This is a genomic window from Nonomuraea sp. WAC 01424 (assembly GCF_003947315.1).
GTDB lineage: Bacteria > Actinomycetota > Actinomycetes > Streptosporangiales > Streptosporangiaceae > Nonomuraea > Nonomuraea spiralis.
This window is the reverse complement of the sequence record NZ_QHHZ01000003.1, coordinates 491,548-506,880: the sequence shown is the minus strand read 5'-3', so window position 1 is coordinate 506,880 and position 15,333 is coordinate 491,548. Positions and strand designations below refer to the sequence as shown.

The window sequence follows — 15,333 nt, the reverse complement described above, 5'->3', positions numbered from 1 at the left end:
TCAGACGCCTCCCGTCAGCCGTCCGGGCGACATCCTGCGCCCCGGATCGAACCGTTCCTTGACCCGCCGCATCAACGGCAGCGAGCTCACCCGTCCCCACCTGTCGACCCCCGCGTACGGGGTGGCCACCACGTTCACCCGGCCGCCCGCCGCCTCGACCCGCTCCCGAAGCCCGGTCACCAGGGCCGGCAGGGCGGCCTCGCCGACGGGCTCCCACGGCTCCAGCGACACCCGCCCGGCGACCGCCGAGCCGCGCAGCGACAGGCCGCACCCGGACGCCGCCGCCAGCACCGCGCCGCAGGCCGCGGGCGGGAAACGTACCTCGACCAGCAGTTCGTTCGCCGGGACCAGGCCCCACCAGGGCGGCGGTACGGAGGTCACCGTACCGGCGCCGGCCAGGTCGCGCAGCGCTTCGGCCCGCTTCCCGGCCGCCGTGCCCTCCACCAGCGCGGCCAGCGTCACCGGACCGCCCGGCTCCGGACGGTCCACCTCGACCGCGCTCGGCTCGGCCTGCGAGGCCGCCAGCGCCGCGGCGATCCCCGGCACGTCGTCCGCGGGCACCTCGGCGACCACCCAGCATCGCTCGCCGGGCAGCGGATGCAGCCGGAACGTGGCCTCCGCGATCACCCCGAGGGTGCCGTACGAGCCCGTGAAGAGTTTGCCGAGGTCGTAGCCCGCGACGTTCTTGACCACCTTGCCGCCCGACCGGGCGATCGTGCCGTCGGCCAGCACCACCGTGATGCCGATGAGCAGGTCGCGGGCGGCGCCGTAGCGGAAGGCGCGGGGGCCGGGCAGCGCGGCGGCGAGCGTGCCCCCGACGGTCGCGCCCTCGGCGAACGGCACGTCGAGCGCCAGCTCCTGCCCCTCGGCCGCGAGCACCCCGGCCAGCGCCTCCATGGTCACCCCGGCCTGGACGCGCACTACGAGGTCACCCGCCGCGTGCTCCAGGACCTCGTTCATGCAGCACAGGTCGAGCAGCACGTCGCACCGCTCCGGCGGCGGGCCCCAGTGGAGCTTCGTGCCGCCGCCCACGGGCACCGCCGCCAGGTCGTGCGCGGCGCAGGCGCGCAGCACGGCGGCGATCTCCTCGACCGTCTCCGGCAGCGCCACCCACCGGGCCGGCACGCCGCCCACCGTGTCGCCGGGACCGGCCTCCCTGACCGTCACGCCGGTGCCCGAGAGCGGGCCCGAGCCCGGATCCGTCATCAGAACTGCTCCGCCCTGCCCGACTCGACCAGCGGATGCACACCCTTGCGCACACCCGGCACCTCGCCGCACAACCGCGGCGTGGGGAACACCTTGCCCGGGTTCGACAGGCCGCCCGGATCGAACGCGCACCGGACGAGCTGCATCGTGTCCAGGTCGGCAGCGGTGAACATCTTCGGCATGTACCGGGACTTGTCCACCCCGACGCCGTGCTCGCCGGTGATCGAGCCGCCGTGCTCGATGCACAGGTCGAGGATCGCGCCCGAGACCGCCTCGGCCCGCTCACCCGCGCCCGGCTCGGCGTCGTCGAACAACACCAGCGGGTGCAGGTTGCCGTCGCCGGCGTGGAAGACGTTGGCCACGCGGATGTCGTGCTCGCGCGAGAGCCGGTCGATGGCCGCGAGCACGCCGGGCAACGAGGTGCGCGGCACCACGCCGTCCTGGACGATGTAGGCCGGGCTGATCCGCCCGACGGCCGCGAAGGCCGACTTGCGTCCCTTCCAGATCGCCGCGCGCTCGTCGGGACCGGCCGCCACGCGCAGCTCGAACGCCCCCGAGCAGATCTGCGTCAGCTGGGCGAACTCCCGCTCGACCGCCTCGCGCGGCCCGTCCAGCTCCACGATCAGCACCGCGCCCGCGCCGCGCGGGTAGGAACAGGCGACGGCCGCCTCGGCCGCCTCGATGGCCAGCGCGTCCATCATCTCGATCGCGGCCGGCACGATGCCTGCCCCGATGATCGCCGACACCGCCCGTCCGCCCTGCTCGATGTCCTCGAACGCGGCCAGCACCGTGGTCACCGCCTCCGGCGCCCGGCTCAGCCGTACGGTGATCTTGGTGGCGATGCCCAGCGTGCCCTCCGAGCCGATGAACGCGCCGAGCAGGTCGTAGCCCGGGTCCATACGGTCGAGGACGACCAGGTCGCCGTCCGGCGTGACGATCTCGCACGCCTCGACGTGGTTGACGGTGAAGCCGTACTTGAGGCAGTGGGCGCCGCCGGAGTTCTCGGCGACGTTGCCGCCGATGGAGCAGACCTGCTGGCTGGAGGGGTCGGGGGCGTAGTAGTAGCCCTGGTCGCGTACCGCCTCGGTGATCGCCAGGTTCGTCACGCCCGGCTCGACCACGGCCCTGCGGTCGGGCAGGTCGATCTCCAGGATCCGGCGCATCTTCGAGGTGACGATGAGCACGCCGTCCTCGCGGGGGAGCGCGCCGCCCGACAGGCCCGTGCCCGAACCCCTGGCCACGAACGGCACCCCGAACTCGTTGCACAGCCGTACCACTCCGGCGACCTGCTCGGCCGTCTCGGGCAGCACGACGACGCCCGGCGTCGCCCGGTGGTTGGTCAGGCCGTCGCAGTCGTAGGTGCGCAGGCGTACCGGGTCGGTGATCAGCGAGTCGGGAGGCAGCAGCGGACGCAGCGCCGCCGTCAGCGTGTCGAGCACCGGTCTCCTTCCAGGTCTCTCACCTCATAGTGTGCGTTCGTATCGCCCGATCTGGCCACTTTTCGGAGGCGACCTGGCCGGTTTTCGGAGGTGCGGATATGTCCGGTGGTGCTGGTCATGTTCGGCGGTGCGGTTATGTCCGGCGCTGACGCGCCGGACATAACCGCAAATTTCACCATCTACGGCATTTGTGCGTACGCCGGCAGCGTCAGGAACTCGGCGAAGTCGTCGTCCAGCGCCACCTCCTTGAACAGCGCCGTCGCCTGCCCGAACAGCCGCTCGTCGTAGCCCGGCTCGGCGGAGATCCGGTCCAGCTCCTCGGCGATGATCCGCTCCACGAGCTCCTTGGTCACCTGCTCACCGGTGTCGGCCAGCGTGATGTCGTTGTGGATCCACTGCCAGATCTGCGAGCGCGAGATCTCGGCCGTCGCGGCGTCCTCCATGAGGTTGTGGATCGCGACCGCGCCCAGCCCGCCCATCCACGCGGCCAGGTAGCGCAGGGCCACGTCGACGTTGTTGCGCAGGCCCGTCTCGGTGATCTCACCGGGCGTCTCGGACACCGACAGCAGGTCGGCGGCCGACACGCTGACGTCCTCGCGCAGCCGGTCGAGCTGGTTGGGCCGCGCCCCGAGCACGCCGTCGAACACCTCGCGGCACACCGGCACCAGGTCCGGGTGCGCCACCCACGAACCGTCGAACCCGTCGCCCGACTCGCGCGTCTTGTCCGCCCGCACCTTCTCCAGCGCCACCGCGTTCACCTCGGGGTCGCGCCGCGAGGGGATGAACGCCGCCATCCCGCCGATGGCGTGCGCGCCGCGCTTGTGACACGTACGCACCAGCAGTTCGGTGTAGGCCCGCATGAACGGCGCCGTCATGGTCACCGCGTTCCGCTCGGGCAGCAGGAACTCCCGCCCCCGCGTCCGGAACTTCTTGATCACGCTGAACAGGTAGTCCCAGCGTCCCGCGTTGAGCCCGGCCGAGTGGTCGCGCAGCTCGTAGAGGATCTCCTCCATCTCGAACGCCGCCGGATAGGTCTCGATGAGCACGGTCGCCCTGATGGTCCCGTACGGGATGCCGAGGAGCTCCTGCGCCCGCGTGAACACGTCGTTCCAGAGTCGCGCCTCCAGGTGCGACTCCATCTTGGGCAGGTAGAAGTACGGCCCCTTGCCCTTGTCGAGCTGCCGCCGCGCGCAGTGGAAGAAGTACAGCCCGAAGTCGAAGATCGACGCCGACACCGGCCGCCCGTCCACCTGGGCGTGCTTCTCGTCCAGGTGCCAGCCGCGCGGGCGCACCACGATCGTGGCCAGCTCGTCGTCGGGCCCCAGCGCGTACGTCTTGCCGCCGGTCTCGAAGTCGATCGCCCGGTCGAGCGCCTCGCGCAGGTTGAGCTGCCCGGACACGCAGTTCTCCCAGAGGGGGGAGTTGGCGTCCTCGAAGTCGGCCAGCCACACCTTGGCGCCCGAATTGAGCGCGTTGATGGTCATCTTCCTGTCGACCGGACCGGTGATCTCGACGCGGCGGTCCTCCAGGCCGGGGGCCGGCGGCGCGACCCGCCACTCGCCCTCCCTGACCTCCTTGGTCTCCGGCAGGAAGTCGAGCGTCCCGCCGGCCGACAACTCCGCCTGCCGCGTCCGGCGGGCGTCGAGCAGCTCCAGCCGCCTGGCGCCGAACTCCCGCTGGAGAGCCGCCACGAAGTCGAGCGCCTCCGGCGTGAGGATCTCGTCGAACCGTTCGAGCATCGGGCCGGTGATCTCCATGTCCCCTCTTTTCCGCATCATGGAAAACAAATTCTGGATTGTGGAAGTGAAGCTACCCCCGCCAGGGATCCCGGGTCAAAGGCTGGGGTATCCCTGGGTCGTCTTCGGGGGCATCCCCGATGCGGGGGGTGTCATGCCCGCGAAAAGATCGGAGGCATGAAGACGATTGCTGTGGCGGGCGGGCTGCTGGCCGCCGCGCTGGTGCTGACGGGCTGCCGGATCGAGAGCTTCGGCGGTTCCACGAGCCAGGACACCGCGTCCTACGAGGTGAAGGACAAGGTTTCCAAGCTGCAGGTCAAGAGTGACGCCGGCGACACCGTGATCACCGAGACCGATGGCACGGCCATCCGCGTCATCGAGACGTTGCGCTGGCGGGGCGACGACAAGCCCCGGCCGCAGCACAAGGTCGAGGGCCAGGCGCTCTTCGTGACGTACGACTGCCCGTCGAACTGGGGGAGTTGCAGCGTCGACTACAAGATCGAGATCCCCAAGGGCCTTGCCGTCGACCTCGACAGCGGTTCGGGCGACATCACCCTGCGGGCGCTGAGCGGCCAGCTCGACGTCGAACTCGGCTCCGGTGACATCGACGGCTCGAACATCACGGGCAAGAAGGCGTACGTCAAGGCCGGATCGGGCAACGTCGAGCTCAAGTACGCCGCCGCGCCCGACAGCGCGGAGCTGGAGTGCGGCTCGGGTGACATCACCCTGCGGGTGCCCACCGGGGCCTACGACATCAAGACCGACGTGGGGTCCGGCGACGCCAGCGTGCCGATCAAGTCCGACCCGGCCTCGCCCCACAAGATCTCCCTGACCGCGGGTTCCGGCGACGTGGTGGTGTCCGCGGGATAACCAGGTGATGACTCCCGGGATGTCGTGCCACCATCGTGGGAAGACACCGAGGTGTCCAGACGTTTCCCTCATAGAGATGACACGAATGCACGAATACACCGCGCTCGACGAGTTCGAGACCGGCGACATGGACCTCGAGGAGCGCCAGGCGCTGCGCCGCGTGGCGGGCCTCTCCACCGAACTCCAGGATGTCTCCGAGGTCGAGTACCGGCAGCTGCGGCTCGAGCGGGTCGTCCTTGTCGGCGTCTGGACCTCCGGCACAGCCGAGGACGCCGAGAATTCCCTGCTGGAGCTCAAGCTCCTGGCCGAGACAGCCGGGTCCGAGGTGCTCGAAGGGCTCATCCAGCGGCGCCAGAAGCCCGACCCGGCCACGTACATCGGCTCGGGCAAGGCCCTGGAGCTGCGCGACGTGGTCGACTCGACCGGCGCCGACACCGTCATCTGCGACGGCGAGCTGACCCCCGGTCAGCTCCGCCAGCTCGAGGAGACGGTCAAGGTCAAGGTCATCGACCGTACGGCGCTGATCCTCGACATCTTCGCCCAGCACGCCAAGAGCCGCGAGGGCAAGGCCCAGGTCGAGCTGGCGCAGCTGCAGTACCTGCTGCCGCGCCTGCGAGGCTGGGGTGGCAACCTGTCCCGCCAGGTCGGCGGCCGCGCCGCGGGCGGCGTGGGCATCGGCGGCCGCGGCCCCGGTGAGACCAAGATCGAGCTTGACCGGCGCCGCATCCGCGAGCGCATGTCCAAGCTGCGCCGCCAGATCAGCGGCATGTCCACCTCGCGTGAGACCATGCGCCACCGGCGCCAGCATCGCGAGGTCCCGGCCGTGGCCATCGCGGGTTACACCAACGCGGGCAAGTCCTCGCTGCTCAACCGCATCACCGGTGCGGGTGTGCTGGTCGAGGACGCGCTGTTCGCCACGCTCGACCCGACCGTACGCCGCGCGCGCACGCCGGAGGGCCGGCTGTTCACGATCGCCGACACCGTCGGGTTCGTCCGCCACCTGCCCCACCAGCTCATCGAGGCGTTCCGGTCCACGCTGGAGGAGGTCGCCGACGCCGACCTGATCCTGCACGTGGTCGACGGCTCGCACCCCGACCCCGAGGGGCAGCTCGCGGCCGTCCGCGAGGTGTTCGCCGACATCGAGGGCGCCTCCGAGGTGCCCGAGGTCGTGGTGATCAACAAGGCCGACGCGGCCGACCAGGAGGTGCTCGACCGCATCGCCAGGCGCGAGCGCGACAGCATCGTGGTCTCGGCCCGTACCGGCAAGGGCGTCACCGAGCTCATGCGGCTCATCGAGGAGCGGCTGCCGCGCCTCGACCACGAGGTCCACCTCCTGGTGCCTTATGACCGGGGCGACCTCGTCTCGCGGGCCCACAAGGAGGGCGAGGTGCTCTCCGTCGAGCACGTCGGTGACGGCACCGTCCTGCACGCCCGCGTGTTGCCGAGCCTGTTCCAGGAGCTGGAGCGGGTAGGTAAGCCCGTCGAACGCGTCTCTTAGCGGGACGGCTGGGCAGCTCTCGCTCAAAGTAGCGCAGAGCTGCCCAAATAGGGCAGTGGTCCGCGAACCCCGGGGTTGCTAGGATGGCCAGACCTAACGTTGGTCTGGTTTTTGGGTTTCGGTTCTGGGTTTCGGATGATGACGTCGAGTGCCACAGTCGTCAGCGGGGGCCAGGGGGTAAGGCGTGCCCGGGTGACGGATGGGATGAGTGGTCTTTCTTCCGAATAACCCTGTACACCAAGCCCGGCTGTGAAATAACGTAACTGAACTGAAATCGCCGGATCATGTCTCTGGCGATACGGTCACCGCACAACATCACGCGGATGAGAGCAGGAGACCCCCCATGTCGTCCGGACCCGGAGCGGACTCAGTGGGCGCGGCACAGGCCGTGCGCTGGGTGCTGCGCCTGCGCGGGGCGGTGGTGCGATGACCGTTCGACTCTTGACCAACATCGGCCGCCTGTGGACGGGCAACGAGGTCCTCAGCAACGCGGCCATCCTCGTGCACAACGACCGCATCGCCTGGGTCGGGCGGGCGCCCGACCTCCCGCAGAGCGTGCCCGGCGTCGTCGATGACATCGTCGACGTCGACCACGTGGAGAACCTCGGCGGCGCGCTCGTCACGCCCGGTCTCATCGACGCGCACACCCATCCGGTCTACGCCGGCAACCGCTACGCCGAGCTGGCGATCCGTACCGGTGGTTCCAGCGCGGCCTCGATCACCGCGGCGGGCGGCGGCGTCGGCTCCACCGTCACCGTGACGCGCGGCACCGACCCCTGGACGCTGTGCAACGGCGTGCGCGAGCGCCTGCGGAGCTGGCTGCTCAGCGGCACCACCACCGTCGAGGCCAAGACCGGCTACCACCTCACCCGCGACGGCGAGCTGGCCGACGTGCGGCTCCTGCGCGAGCTGGAGAAGGAGCCGATGATGCCGCGGGTGCACGTCACCTTCCTCGCGGCGCACGTCGTCCCGCCCGAGTACTTCGGCCGCCAGCGCGAGTACGTCGAGGCCGTGGGCGCCTGGTGCGCCGACGCGGCGGCGGCCGGCGCCGACAGCGTCGACGTCTACTGCGACGAGGGCCACTTCACCACCGAGGAGTCCCGCTGGGTCCTCGCCTCGGGCCGCAACGTCGGGCTGCTCCCGCGCATCCACGCCGGCCTGTTCAGCCGTCGCGGCGCCGTGCAGCTGGCCGCCGAGCTCGGCTGCGCCTCCGCCGACGGCCTGCACCACATGTCCGACGAGGACATCGCGATCATGTCCCGTTACGGCGTGCCCGCGGTGGTCTGCCCGGCCACGGCGCTCCAGCGCGGCCACGTGCCGCCGGTCCGCCAGATGATCAAGCACGGCGTGCAGATCGCCCTCGGCAGCGACCACAACCCCGGCTACTGCGGCATCACCTCGATGTCGCTGGTCATCGCCATGGCGGTGTCGGCGTTCGGCATGAGCGTCAACGACGCGCTGCGGGCGGCCACGCTGGGTGGCGCGACCGTGCTCGGGGCGCCCGACCGCGGGGTGCTGGCTCCCGGGCGACTGGCCGACATCGTCCAGTGGGACGCCGACCACGAGGGCGCCTTCGCCTGGTCCTTCGGGCTCAAGCCGCGCCGAGTGTGGCGGGGCGGGACGCCCGTCCAGTAACGCCGCATCCGGGATTCGGTGGCTAATCTCGGGATATGCCGCCCTCTGTCGCCGTCGTCACCGATTCCACCGCGTATCTGCCTGCCGTGCCCGGGGTGACGGTGGTGCCCGTACAGGTGGTCGACCGCGGCATCCCCCGTGACGAGGACACCTTCACCGGCGACCTCGCCGGCGTCACCACCTCGCGCCCGTCGCCCTCCCGCTTCGCCGCCTGCTACGACGCGCTGGCCGCCGCCGGCGCGACGGGCGTGGTCTCGATCCACCTTTCCGGCGAACTGTCCGGCACCGCCGACTCGGCCATGGCGGCGGCCGAGGGCGCGTCCGTGCCGGTCGAGGTGATCGACAGCCGTTCCATCGCGATGGGCCTCGGCTACCCCGTGCTGGCGGCGGCCCGCTCGGCCGCGACCGGGGCCGAACTGCCCGCCGTGGCCGCCGCCGCCCGCCGCGTCGCCGCCGCCACCAGGACCTTCTTCTACGTGGACACGCTGGAGTACCTGCGCCGCAGCGGCCGCATCGGCGCCGCCGCCTCGCTGTTCGGCTCGGCTCTCATGATCAAACCGCTGCTGCACATCGTGGACGGGCGCATCTCGCTGCTGGAGAAGGTCCGTACGTCGGCGCGGGCGATCGCACGGCTGGAGGACCTGGCGGTGGAGGCCGCGGCGGCGTCCTCGGGGGTTGTGGAGGTGGCGGTGCAGCACATGGGGGCGCGGGGGCGGGCCGAGATGCTGGGCGAGCGGTTGTCCAAGCGGGCGCCGGGCGGGGGGGCGGGGGTGCGGGTGGTGGAGGTGGGGGCGGTGATCGGGGCGCATGTGGGGCCGGGGATGCTGGGGGTGACGGTCACGCCGTACGAGGGGTGACCTGGTGCTTTCCGTGCCTGCTTTCCCGGGGCGTTTGTCCACAACCCTCTTCGTCCCTCGCCTTCTTCATCCCCAGAACCTGATTCGGTGACTTCTGGCGGGGGGTTGTGTCCCTAGGTTCGTCGGCGTGCGATCTCAGGACCCGACGGCGGAGCGGACCATAGCCGAATCCAGGCTACGGTCGATCACCACCCCTGCCCGTAGGCCCCGCTCAGGGCGACGCAGCACGCATCCCTACCCCGACGAGCCCTGGAACGCCCAAAAGGCGCAGCTCAAAGCCGTCCCGCCGTTGGCCGAAGACCTTCGAAGGGGGCCAAGGCCCAAGCGGGGGACAAAGTCCCAAACCGAGCCTTGGACTGATGCCGACGCCGCGTCGCGATCCGTGCGTGGGGCGGAGTCCTGGTCCGAGGCGTGGGCCGCTTTCGAGGCCGCGCCGCGATCTGAGCACCGGGCCGATCCGCAGTCCGAGACGTGGGCTGAATCTCAGGTCGCGGAGGCTCCGTCACGGCCCACCGGCCGTCGGTTGACGGGCAGCCCTGCCCCTATGCCTCCCACCTTCCAGGCGTTCCGGGCCGCCATCGCCTCCTCCCAACCCGCCACCGCCCTCGACCTCGGCAAGCCTGGCCTGCGTGTGCTCATTGCCGTAGGCGCCCTGGCCGTCGCGACCGCCGCCTTCTTCGTCTGGCGCTCCCAGCCCGCCCCCGAGCCCCTGGCACCCCCACCCGTCATCGCCCCGCTGACGCCGTCGCCCACCGCCAAGGTGACCGTCCAGGTGGCGGGCAAGATCCGTAATCCCGGCGTCTACCTGCTTCCCCAAGGCTCCCGGGTGACGGACGCGGTGACAGCGGCAGGCGGGCTCAAGCACGGCGCCGCCACAGGCTCCCTCAATCTGGCCAGACGCCTGATCGACGGAGAGCAGATCGTCGTGGGCGCCCCCGCAGCCGCAGCGGCTGCCGGATCTCCCGTCGTAGATCCCGCCACAACCATCCTCGACCTCAACTCCGCCACCCCCGACCAGTTGGAAGACCTTCCCGGAGTAGGAGAGGTGCTGGCCGCCCGGATCGCCGAGTTCCGCACCACCCACGGCGGCTTCACCAGCGTCGACCAACTCCGCGAGGTGAGCGGCATCGGCCCCCCGAAACGAATAAAAGAGATTAAGCTAGCGAACCGTGAAGCCCATACGCGCCATCCTTCTGCTGCGCATCAGTGACGACAAGAGCGGCGAAGCGGCCGGCGTCACCCGCCAAGACGAAGACGGACGACGACTTGCCGACAGGCTCGGCTGGACCATCGGCCCCGACGAGACTCACGTCATCATCGAGAACGACACCTCGGCGTTCAAACGCCGCAAGATCCGACTCCCTGACGGGGGAGAAGGCCTGAGAACCGTGCGCCCAGGATTCCGTCGTGGGCTCGACATGCTCGCCGACGGCACCGCAGACGGACTCCTCGCCTACGACCTCGACCGGGTAGCCCGCGACCCGCGCGACCTTGAAGACCTCATCGACGTCGTCGAGTCCAAACACCATCGCATCCCTGTGGAGTCCGTCTCCGGTTCGCTCAGGCTGGCCAACGACGCCGACGTCACCATGGCCCGAGTCATGGTCGCCGTTGCCAACAAGAGCTCCCGCGACACATCCCGTCGAGTGGCGCGCAAGCACGAGGAGCTCGCCATGTCGGGCAGGCCGGGCGGGGGCGGGATACGCGCCTTCGGCTACGAGCAGGACGGGGCGACGGTACGCCAGGACGAAGCCGACACCGTCGAGTGGATGGCCGAGCGGGTGCTTGAAGGTGAGTCGCTCAACAGCATCGCGGCCATGCTGAACGAGCGTGACATTGCTCCTGTCCGGGGTGCGGAGTGGAACGCCAGGTCGGTTTGGTCCATCCTCACCGGCCCTCGCATCGCTGGCTTGCGCCGGTTCCGGGGCGCTGTGGTGGGAGAAGCGACATGGCCGGCCATCTTGGACCGCGACGTCTGGGAAGAGGTTAGGGAGCGGATCTCCAACCGTGCGACCGGGCATCGGAACCAGCTCACGCGCTGGCTCACCGGCACCTTGTGGTGCTCGCTGTGCGACTATCCACTGATCGGCACCGCTGCAACCAAGCGAGTCGGACCGAGGTACTGGTGTCCGACCCCGCGGGGAGGGTGCGGGAAGATCGCCATCACGGCACTCGCCGCCGAAGATCTGATCGGCCGGAGAATGATCGAGTACCTCTCTGACGAGAACGTGACGACGAACCTGCTTGCCGCAGTGTCCGGCGGGTCGTCGGAGGATGTCCGCAGGCAGGTGGCCGAGGATGAGAGTCAGCTCAAAGACCTCGCCCGCATGTGGGCGACGCGCCGTATCACTCTCGCCGAATACAGCGAGGCGCGCGACATCATCGAGGCGCGTATCAAGGATGCTCGCATGTTTACGCTCGGGTCGGTGCCTCGGGTGCTGCGTCGGCTCCTTGAGGGCGATGTCGAGGAGGGGTGGAGCGACCTCGCCCCCAAAGAGCGGCGCGATGTGCTTCAAGCGATCGTGCCTAACGGGTTCGCGGTGCTGCCCCACCCGAAGGAGAAGGCGCGCCGCTTCGACCCGGACCGGATTGTGCCGCGATCAGCCGAGGAGACACGCATCTAGCAGCGGGTTGAGATCCACGCGAACGAGGCAGTCGCGTCCTGCTGCGGCGGTGGCGCCTTGGGTTGGCGTAGGGGCTGATGCGGCTGTCGCTGGAGGTGTTGGCGGCCCAGGTGGCGCGTGACTGTCGGCCGGCGAAGGGTCGGCCCCGCGGGCACCCGGGGCTGTGGGAGTTCCGGATGGACGCGTGTCTGGAGGGCGTGGGCTCGGCCGTCTCCGTCTGGTGGGTGACGCTTGGGGGCGTCCGCTGCTGTGCGGTGGAGTGGTGATCTTCGGAGGGCCGATGGGAGGCAACGTTGCCTGAGGGCTGGGTGCCCGGGAGGTCGCCGATGGGCTCGGCCTCCGGGTTGGCCGATGTGTCGAGTAGGAATGAGTGGCGGTCGTCGTCATGGTGTGCGGAGCTGCACTAGGCGCCGCGTCCCCGTCTTTCAGCCCGGTCCCAGCGACGATCGCGGCGGTGGCAATTGCCCCCAAGCTGGCGGCAGTCGTCCCGAGCGCAACTCCTGGGTGCGTCATGGTCGCATTCTTGATCGGCTCCCAGGCGTATAACGCGAGCGGCAGCAGAATCAGCGAACCGAGGTTGCGTTTGTATGCCCGTGCTGCATCGACGATCGCGGTGGCCCGCTCTTTGCCTTTGAGTTTGGCGTCCACCTCGACGATCAGTTCGCCGTCCTTTTCGTAGGCGACGGCCGGCAGGGGAGCGTCCTCGATCTCCACTATCTTCGGCATCTTCATGCGCCACTCTCCCCGTAGCGCTCTCGCAGCTGACGCCAGAGCTGTGCTTCGGCGACCGGGTCGTCATATCCCCGCTGGGGGATGAGAAGGATCCTCGGTATGCCGCCGAGATCGAGGCGGACGGGCTGCAGGCCGCTGCCGTGGCTGCGTAGCGCGTGCCGCAGCTGTACAGGGACAGGGTTGTCTTCGCTTCCGTATAACTGGTGCGTGAGATCGGCGATCGTGTCGTGCGCGGATTGGAGATCTTCTACTACTTCATTGAGGCGACGCTGAAGAAACTCAGCATCTCGTAACTCGGACTCGCTCAGCACCTTGGCGGCGACGAGCCGTTCCTTGATTACTCCTAGGACGTGTTCGATCAGTTGGCGTTCTGAGGCTCCGTTGCCCGTCTTGCCTGTCACGATCACCTCTTTTGTTGCGCGACGTACCACAATGGACGTCGTTGTTCCCCCTCGCCCCGAATGTTCCTCATATTGGACGCCCGAGTTGTTGAATCGTCTACAGGCCGTTAACGGTCGTGACCTTATCGTGACGTGGTGTGCCCTGGCGTGGCCGGGCATGCCCCGGTGGCGACGCAAACAAGGCTCCGGATCGTCGTGATCCCGGAGCCTCGGCTTCGTGCGGGGTTATTGGCTTCGGCGGCGAAACTCGTGCACCTCGGCGTGAGACTGGTGGCGCTCATGTGCCTCGTCCGCCCGGCGCATCGCCTGAAGGTGGCCGATGAGTTGCCGGCGTTGTGTGGCACTAAGGCCGGGCGTCTCCCAGAGGTGTTGCTCGGCCCTGTCCGCATAGCGCGACTCGACGTCGGAGATGGCCTCGCGTGGTTGGGTGCGGCGGTCCGTCTCGCTCGGCTCCAGGTCTCCGCCTTGGAGTGCGCGGTCGACGGCTCCGGACTTGAGTTGGTACGCCTGCTCGATCGCCCGCTTGGTGGCGTCCGAGAAGTTGGTGCGTCGCGCGCTCTCGACGTCGTAGAGGACTCGGTAGTCCATGCCGACAGTGGCCGCGAACGCTCTGCGGTTGCGGTATCTGACATCGAGTTCTACGCGACGTGCCAGTAGGAGTTCCCCGAGGCGGGTCCACGCCTCAGGTGTATGCGTATCCACTTCTGACACCTCTCGTCAGGATGGTGCTCCACCGAGAGTGGCGGACTCAGTAGGACTAGTCAACTCTCCAAGAGTAATTGATGTCTACCCATGTCACGAACCAAGTGTCCCGACAGCAACGCAAGTCGTACTGAGTCTCAACAGGGGCTCTGACATCAAGTGAGTCATAGGAGAGGGTTGTGTGATGCGTAACTGAGTCATATTGTGAGTACGTGCCACCAACCAAGAACACACCGCAGCACGGCCCCGCCATACGAGCGCTCCGCGAGAAGGACGGCTTGAGCGTCGAGGAGCTCGCTGCCCGCATCGACATGCACCCGCAGTCTCTGCGGAACGTGGAACTGGAGCGGCGCCCGATCTCCCACAGGAGGCTCAACCTCCTCGCCCGCGCACTCCAGGTCGAGACGGCAGCGATTAGCCGAGAGACCGGCCCACGCAAGGGGGCAGCATGAACACCCCCAACCCGGTGGAGGGGCGCGGCCTCTCCCGGCCGCTTGTCGAGCTCATTGACATGCCGTCGCCTGAGCAACTCCGCAGGGTGGCGCGACTCCTTGGGCTGGTCGACGTCGTACAGCGCCGCCTGGACCGGGAAGCCGCCGAACGCAAGACGGCGGGGGAGGCGGCATGAGCGACATCGTTCACATCCCCTTCCACGGCGGGGAAATTCTGGCGGCCCAGGAGAACGGGAAACCGCGCATCATCCTCAAGCCAGCCGTCGAGCACATCGGCTTGGACTACCCCACGCAGTATCGGAAGTTGGAGTCGAAGTCGTGGGCAACCGTTGGCCTGGTGCCAATGGTTGCCGAGGACGGCCGGACCCGCCAGATGGTCGTGGTCGACCTCCGCACCTTCCTGATGCTGCTGGCGACGATCGACGAGAAGCGCGTCAGCGATGCCGCTCGCCCGATCCTGGTCGCGTACCAGAACGAGGTTGCCGACGTGATCGAGGCGTATTTCACGAAGGGCAGCGTCGCCAACCCGCGGCTCGCTCAGGCCGAGCTCGCGCCGATGGCGATCAGCTTCGACGACGCGATGGCCCTGTACGGGCAGGAGTACGGCTACGACTATCCGACGCCGTTCTTCACCGCAGGCCTGCGGCTGGCCGGCTTCCTGCGGCAGGGCGGCTGTGTGCCGCGCCGTAAGAAGCGCAAGTACTTCTGGTTCAACGGGACGAGCTGGGAGATCAGGGCGTGGGCTCTGCCGATTCTGTTCGGCGAGTTCGACAACGTGATCCGCCAGTTCGAGCCGCTGCCGTGGGCGCAGCTGCGGTTGGATGACGGCGCCGCCGAGCGGGTGCTGCCAGTGAAGCGGGGCGAGTCCTGATGACTGAACTCGTCTTCCGGGACCCGCCTCCGCCGAAGAAGTTGCGGCGTAACTGGTCCGCCATCGCTGAGCAACTGCGGCAGAAGCCCGGCAGTTGGGCGGTCGTCGCGTCGGGACAGCGCCGCGCCACCATGGCGACGCTCGCGGGCCGGCTGAATGAGGGGCGGATGGCTGGGATGCCGGCCCGTCTCTTCGAGGCCGTGACCCGCGCTAGTGACACGGCGCCGGGCTTGTACGAGGTGTACGTGCGTTACGTCGGACAGCGGGACGGCCTGTGATGACCGCCGCCGAGTTCAACGAGCGATGTGCC

15 protein-coding genes are annotated in these 15,333 nt (G+C 69.0%); 10 read left to right on the top strand and 5 right to left on the bottom strand.

Features of this window, described 5'->3' with window-relative positions; translation table 11 throughout:
- The 3 genes from DMB42_RS11870 to aceB form a co-directional block, all read right to left on the bottom strand.
- The gene (locus tag DMB42_RS11870) at window positions 1–1,206 is read right to left on the bottom strand and encodes an FAD-binding oxidoreductase (RefSeq protein WP_125633632.1); all 1,206 of its coding nucleotides are present in this window, start codon (window positions 1,204–1,206) and stop codon (window positions 1–3) included.
- The gene (locus tag DMB42_RS11865; protein ID WP_125633630.1) at window positions 1,206–2,645 is read right to left on the bottom strand and encodes an FAD-linked oxidase C-terminal domain-containing protein; all 1,440 of its coding nucleotides are present in this window, start codon (window positions 2,643–2,645) and stop codon (window positions 1,206–1,208) included. Before DMB42_RS11865 ends, DMB42_RS11870 begins: the two co-directional genes overlap by 1 nt.
- 179 nt (window positions 2,646–2,824) lie before the next feature.
- Window positions 2,825–4,402 carry a malate synthase A gene (aceB, locus tag DMB42_RS11860; RefSeq protein WP_185844604.1) on the bottom strand — a complete coding sequence of 526 codons (1,578 nt, stop codon included), beginning with the start codon at window positions 4,400–4,402 and terminating at the stop codon, window positions 2,825–2,827.
- Between the two features lie 156 nt (window positions 4,403–4,558).
- Here aceB and DMB42_RS11855 point away from each other — a divergent pair, with 156 nt between their 5' ends.
- The 6 genes from DMB42_RS11855 (at window position 4,559) to DMB42_RS11830 (ending at window position 11,865) form a co-directional block, all read left to right on the top strand.
- Window positions 4,559–5,251, top strand: a complete 693-nt coding sequence (locus tag DMB42_RS11855; protein ID WP_125633628.1) for a DUF4097 family beta strand repeat-containing protein — start codon at window positions 4,559–4,561, stop codon at window positions 5,249–5,251.
- Window positions 5,252–5,336: 85 nt separating this feature from the next.
- Window positions 5,337–6,749, top strand: coding sequence for a GTPase HflX (hflX, locus tag DMB42_RS11850; protein ID WP_125633893.1), 1,413 nt, complete (start codon window positions 5,337–5,339; stop codon window positions 6,747–6,749).
- Between the two features lie 426 nt (window positions 6,750–7,175).
- Complete coding sequence (hutI, locus tag DMB42_RS11845; protein ID WP_125633626.1) at window positions 7,176–8,384, top strand: imidazolonepropionase; 1,209 nt, start codon at window positions 7,176–7,178, stop codon at window positions 8,382–8,384.
- 35 nt (window positions 8,385–8,419) lie between these two features.
- The gene (locus DMB42_RS11840) at window positions 8,420–9,241 is read left to right on the top strand and encodes a DegV family protein (protein WP_125633624.1); all 822 of its coding nucleotides are present in this window, start codon (window positions 8,420–8,422) and stop codon (window positions 9,239–9,241) included.
- A 544-nt stretch (window positions 9,242–9,785) separates the two neighbouring features.
- Window positions 9,786–10,451 (top strand): ComEA family DNA-binding protein, encoded by a 666-nt coding sequence (locus DMB42_RS11835; RefSeq protein ID WP_125633622.1) that lies wholly within the window; start codon window positions 9,786–9,788, stop codon window positions 10,449–10,451.
- Window positions 10,411–11,865, top strand: coding sequence for a recombinase family protein (locus DMB42_RS11830; protein ID WP_125633620.1), 1,455 nt, complete (start codon window positions 10,411–10,413; stop codon window positions 11,863–11,865). Before DMB42_RS11835 ends, DMB42_RS11830 begins: the two co-directional genes overlap by 41 nt.
- A gap of 728 nt (window positions 11,866–12,593) precedes the next feature.
- Here the strand turns inward: DMB42_RS11830 and DMB42_RS11825 are convergent.
- The gene (locus DMB42_RS11825) at window positions 12,594–12,998 is read right to left on the bottom strand and encodes a hypothetical protein (protein ID WP_125633618.1); all 405 of its coding nucleotides are present in this window, start codon (window positions 12,996–12,998) and stop codon (window positions 12,594–12,596) included.
- 225 nt (window positions 12,999–13,223) lie between these two features.
- Complete coding sequence (locus tag DMB42_RS11820; RefSeq protein ID WP_125633616.1) at window positions 13,224–13,586, bottom strand: hypothetical protein; 363 nt, start codon at window positions 13,584–13,586, stop codon at window positions 13,224–13,226.
- A gap of 326 nt (window positions 13,587–13,912) precedes the next feature.
- On the opposite strand from DMB42_RS11820, the gene DMB42_RS56335 reads away from it, so the two are divergent.
- The 4 genes from DMB42_RS56335 to DMB42_RS11800 are packed head-to-tail and all read left to right on the top strand — an operon-like array spanning window position 13,913 to window position 15,301.
- The gene (locus DMB42_RS56335) at window positions 13,913–14,152 is read left to right on the top strand and encodes a helix-turn-helix transcriptional regulator (RefSeq protein WP_125633614.1); all 240 of its coding nucleotides are present in this window, start codon (window positions 13,913–13,915) and stop codon (window positions 14,150–14,152) included.
- Complete coding sequence (locus DMB42_RS11810; RefSeq protein ID WP_125633612.1) at window positions 14,149–14,328, top strand: hypothetical protein; 180 nt, start codon at window positions 14,149–14,151, stop codon at window positions 14,326–14,328. The genes DMB42_RS56335 and DMB42_RS11810 overlap by 4 nt, the downstream gene beginning before the upstream one ends.
- Window positions 14,325–15,023: a phage antirepressor N-terminal domain-containing protein gene (locus DMB42_RS11805; protein WP_125633610.1), complete on the top strand. Its 699-nt coding sequence runs from the start codon at window positions 14,325–14,327 to the stop codon at window positions 15,021–15,023. Before DMB42_RS11810 ends, DMB42_RS11805 begins: the two co-directional genes overlap by 4 nt.
- Window positions 15,023–15,301, top strand: coding sequence for a hypothetical protein (locus DMB42_RS11800; RefSeq protein ID WP_125633608.1), 279 nt, complete (start codon window positions 15,023–15,025; stop codon window positions 15,299–15,301). Before DMB42_RS11805 ends, DMB42_RS11800 begins: the two co-directional genes overlap by 1 nt.
- Window positions 15,302–15,333: the final 32 nt, after the last annotated feature.

Bases quoted from the DNA above. Each gene is read 5' to 3' on its own strand.
- aceB (WP_185844604.1), bottom strand. From the start codon at position 4,402: ATGGAGATCACCGGCCCGATGCTCGAACGGTTCGACGAGATCCTCACG.
- DMB42_RS11820 (WP_125633616.1), bottom strand. From the start codon at position 13,586: ATGGACTACCGAGTCCTCTACGACGTCGAGAGCGCGCGACGCACCAAC.
- DMB42_RS11800 (WP_125633608.1), top strand. From the start codon at position 15,023: ATGACTGAACTCGTCTTCCGGGACCCGCCTCCGCCGAAGAAGTTGCGG.
- DMB42_RS11840 (WP_125633624.1), top strand. From the start codon at position 8,420: ATGCCGCCCTCTGTCGCCGTCGTCACCGATTCCACCGCGTATCTGCCT.
- DMB42_RS11805 (WP_125633610.1), top strand. From the start codon at position 14,325: ATGAGCGACATCGTTCACATCCCCTTCCACGGCGGGGAAATTCTGGCG.
- DMB42_RS11855 (WP_125633628.1), top strand. From the start codon at position 4,559: ATGAAGACGATTGCTGTGGCGGGCGGGCTGCTGGCCGCCGCGCTGGTG.
- DMB42_RS11835 (WP_125633622.1), top strand. From the start codon at position 9,786: ATGCCTCCCACCTTCCAGGCGTTCCGGGCCGCCATCGCCTCCTCCCAA.
- DMB42_RS11870 (WP_125633632.1), bottom strand. From the start codon at position 1,206: ATGACGGATCCGGGCTCGGGCCCGCTCTCGGGCACCGGCGTGACGGTC.
- hflX (WP_125633893.1), top strand. From the start codon at position 5,337: ATGCACGAATACACCGCGCTCGACGAGTTCGAGACCGGCGACATGGAC.
- DMB42_RS11810 (WP_125633612.1), top strand. From the start codon at position 14,149: ATGAACACCCCCAACCCGGTGGAGGGGCGCGGCCTCTCCCGGCCGCTT.
- hutI (WP_125633626.1), top strand. From the start codon at position 7,176: ATGACCGTTCGACTCTTGACCAACATCGGCCGCCTGTGGACGGGCAAC.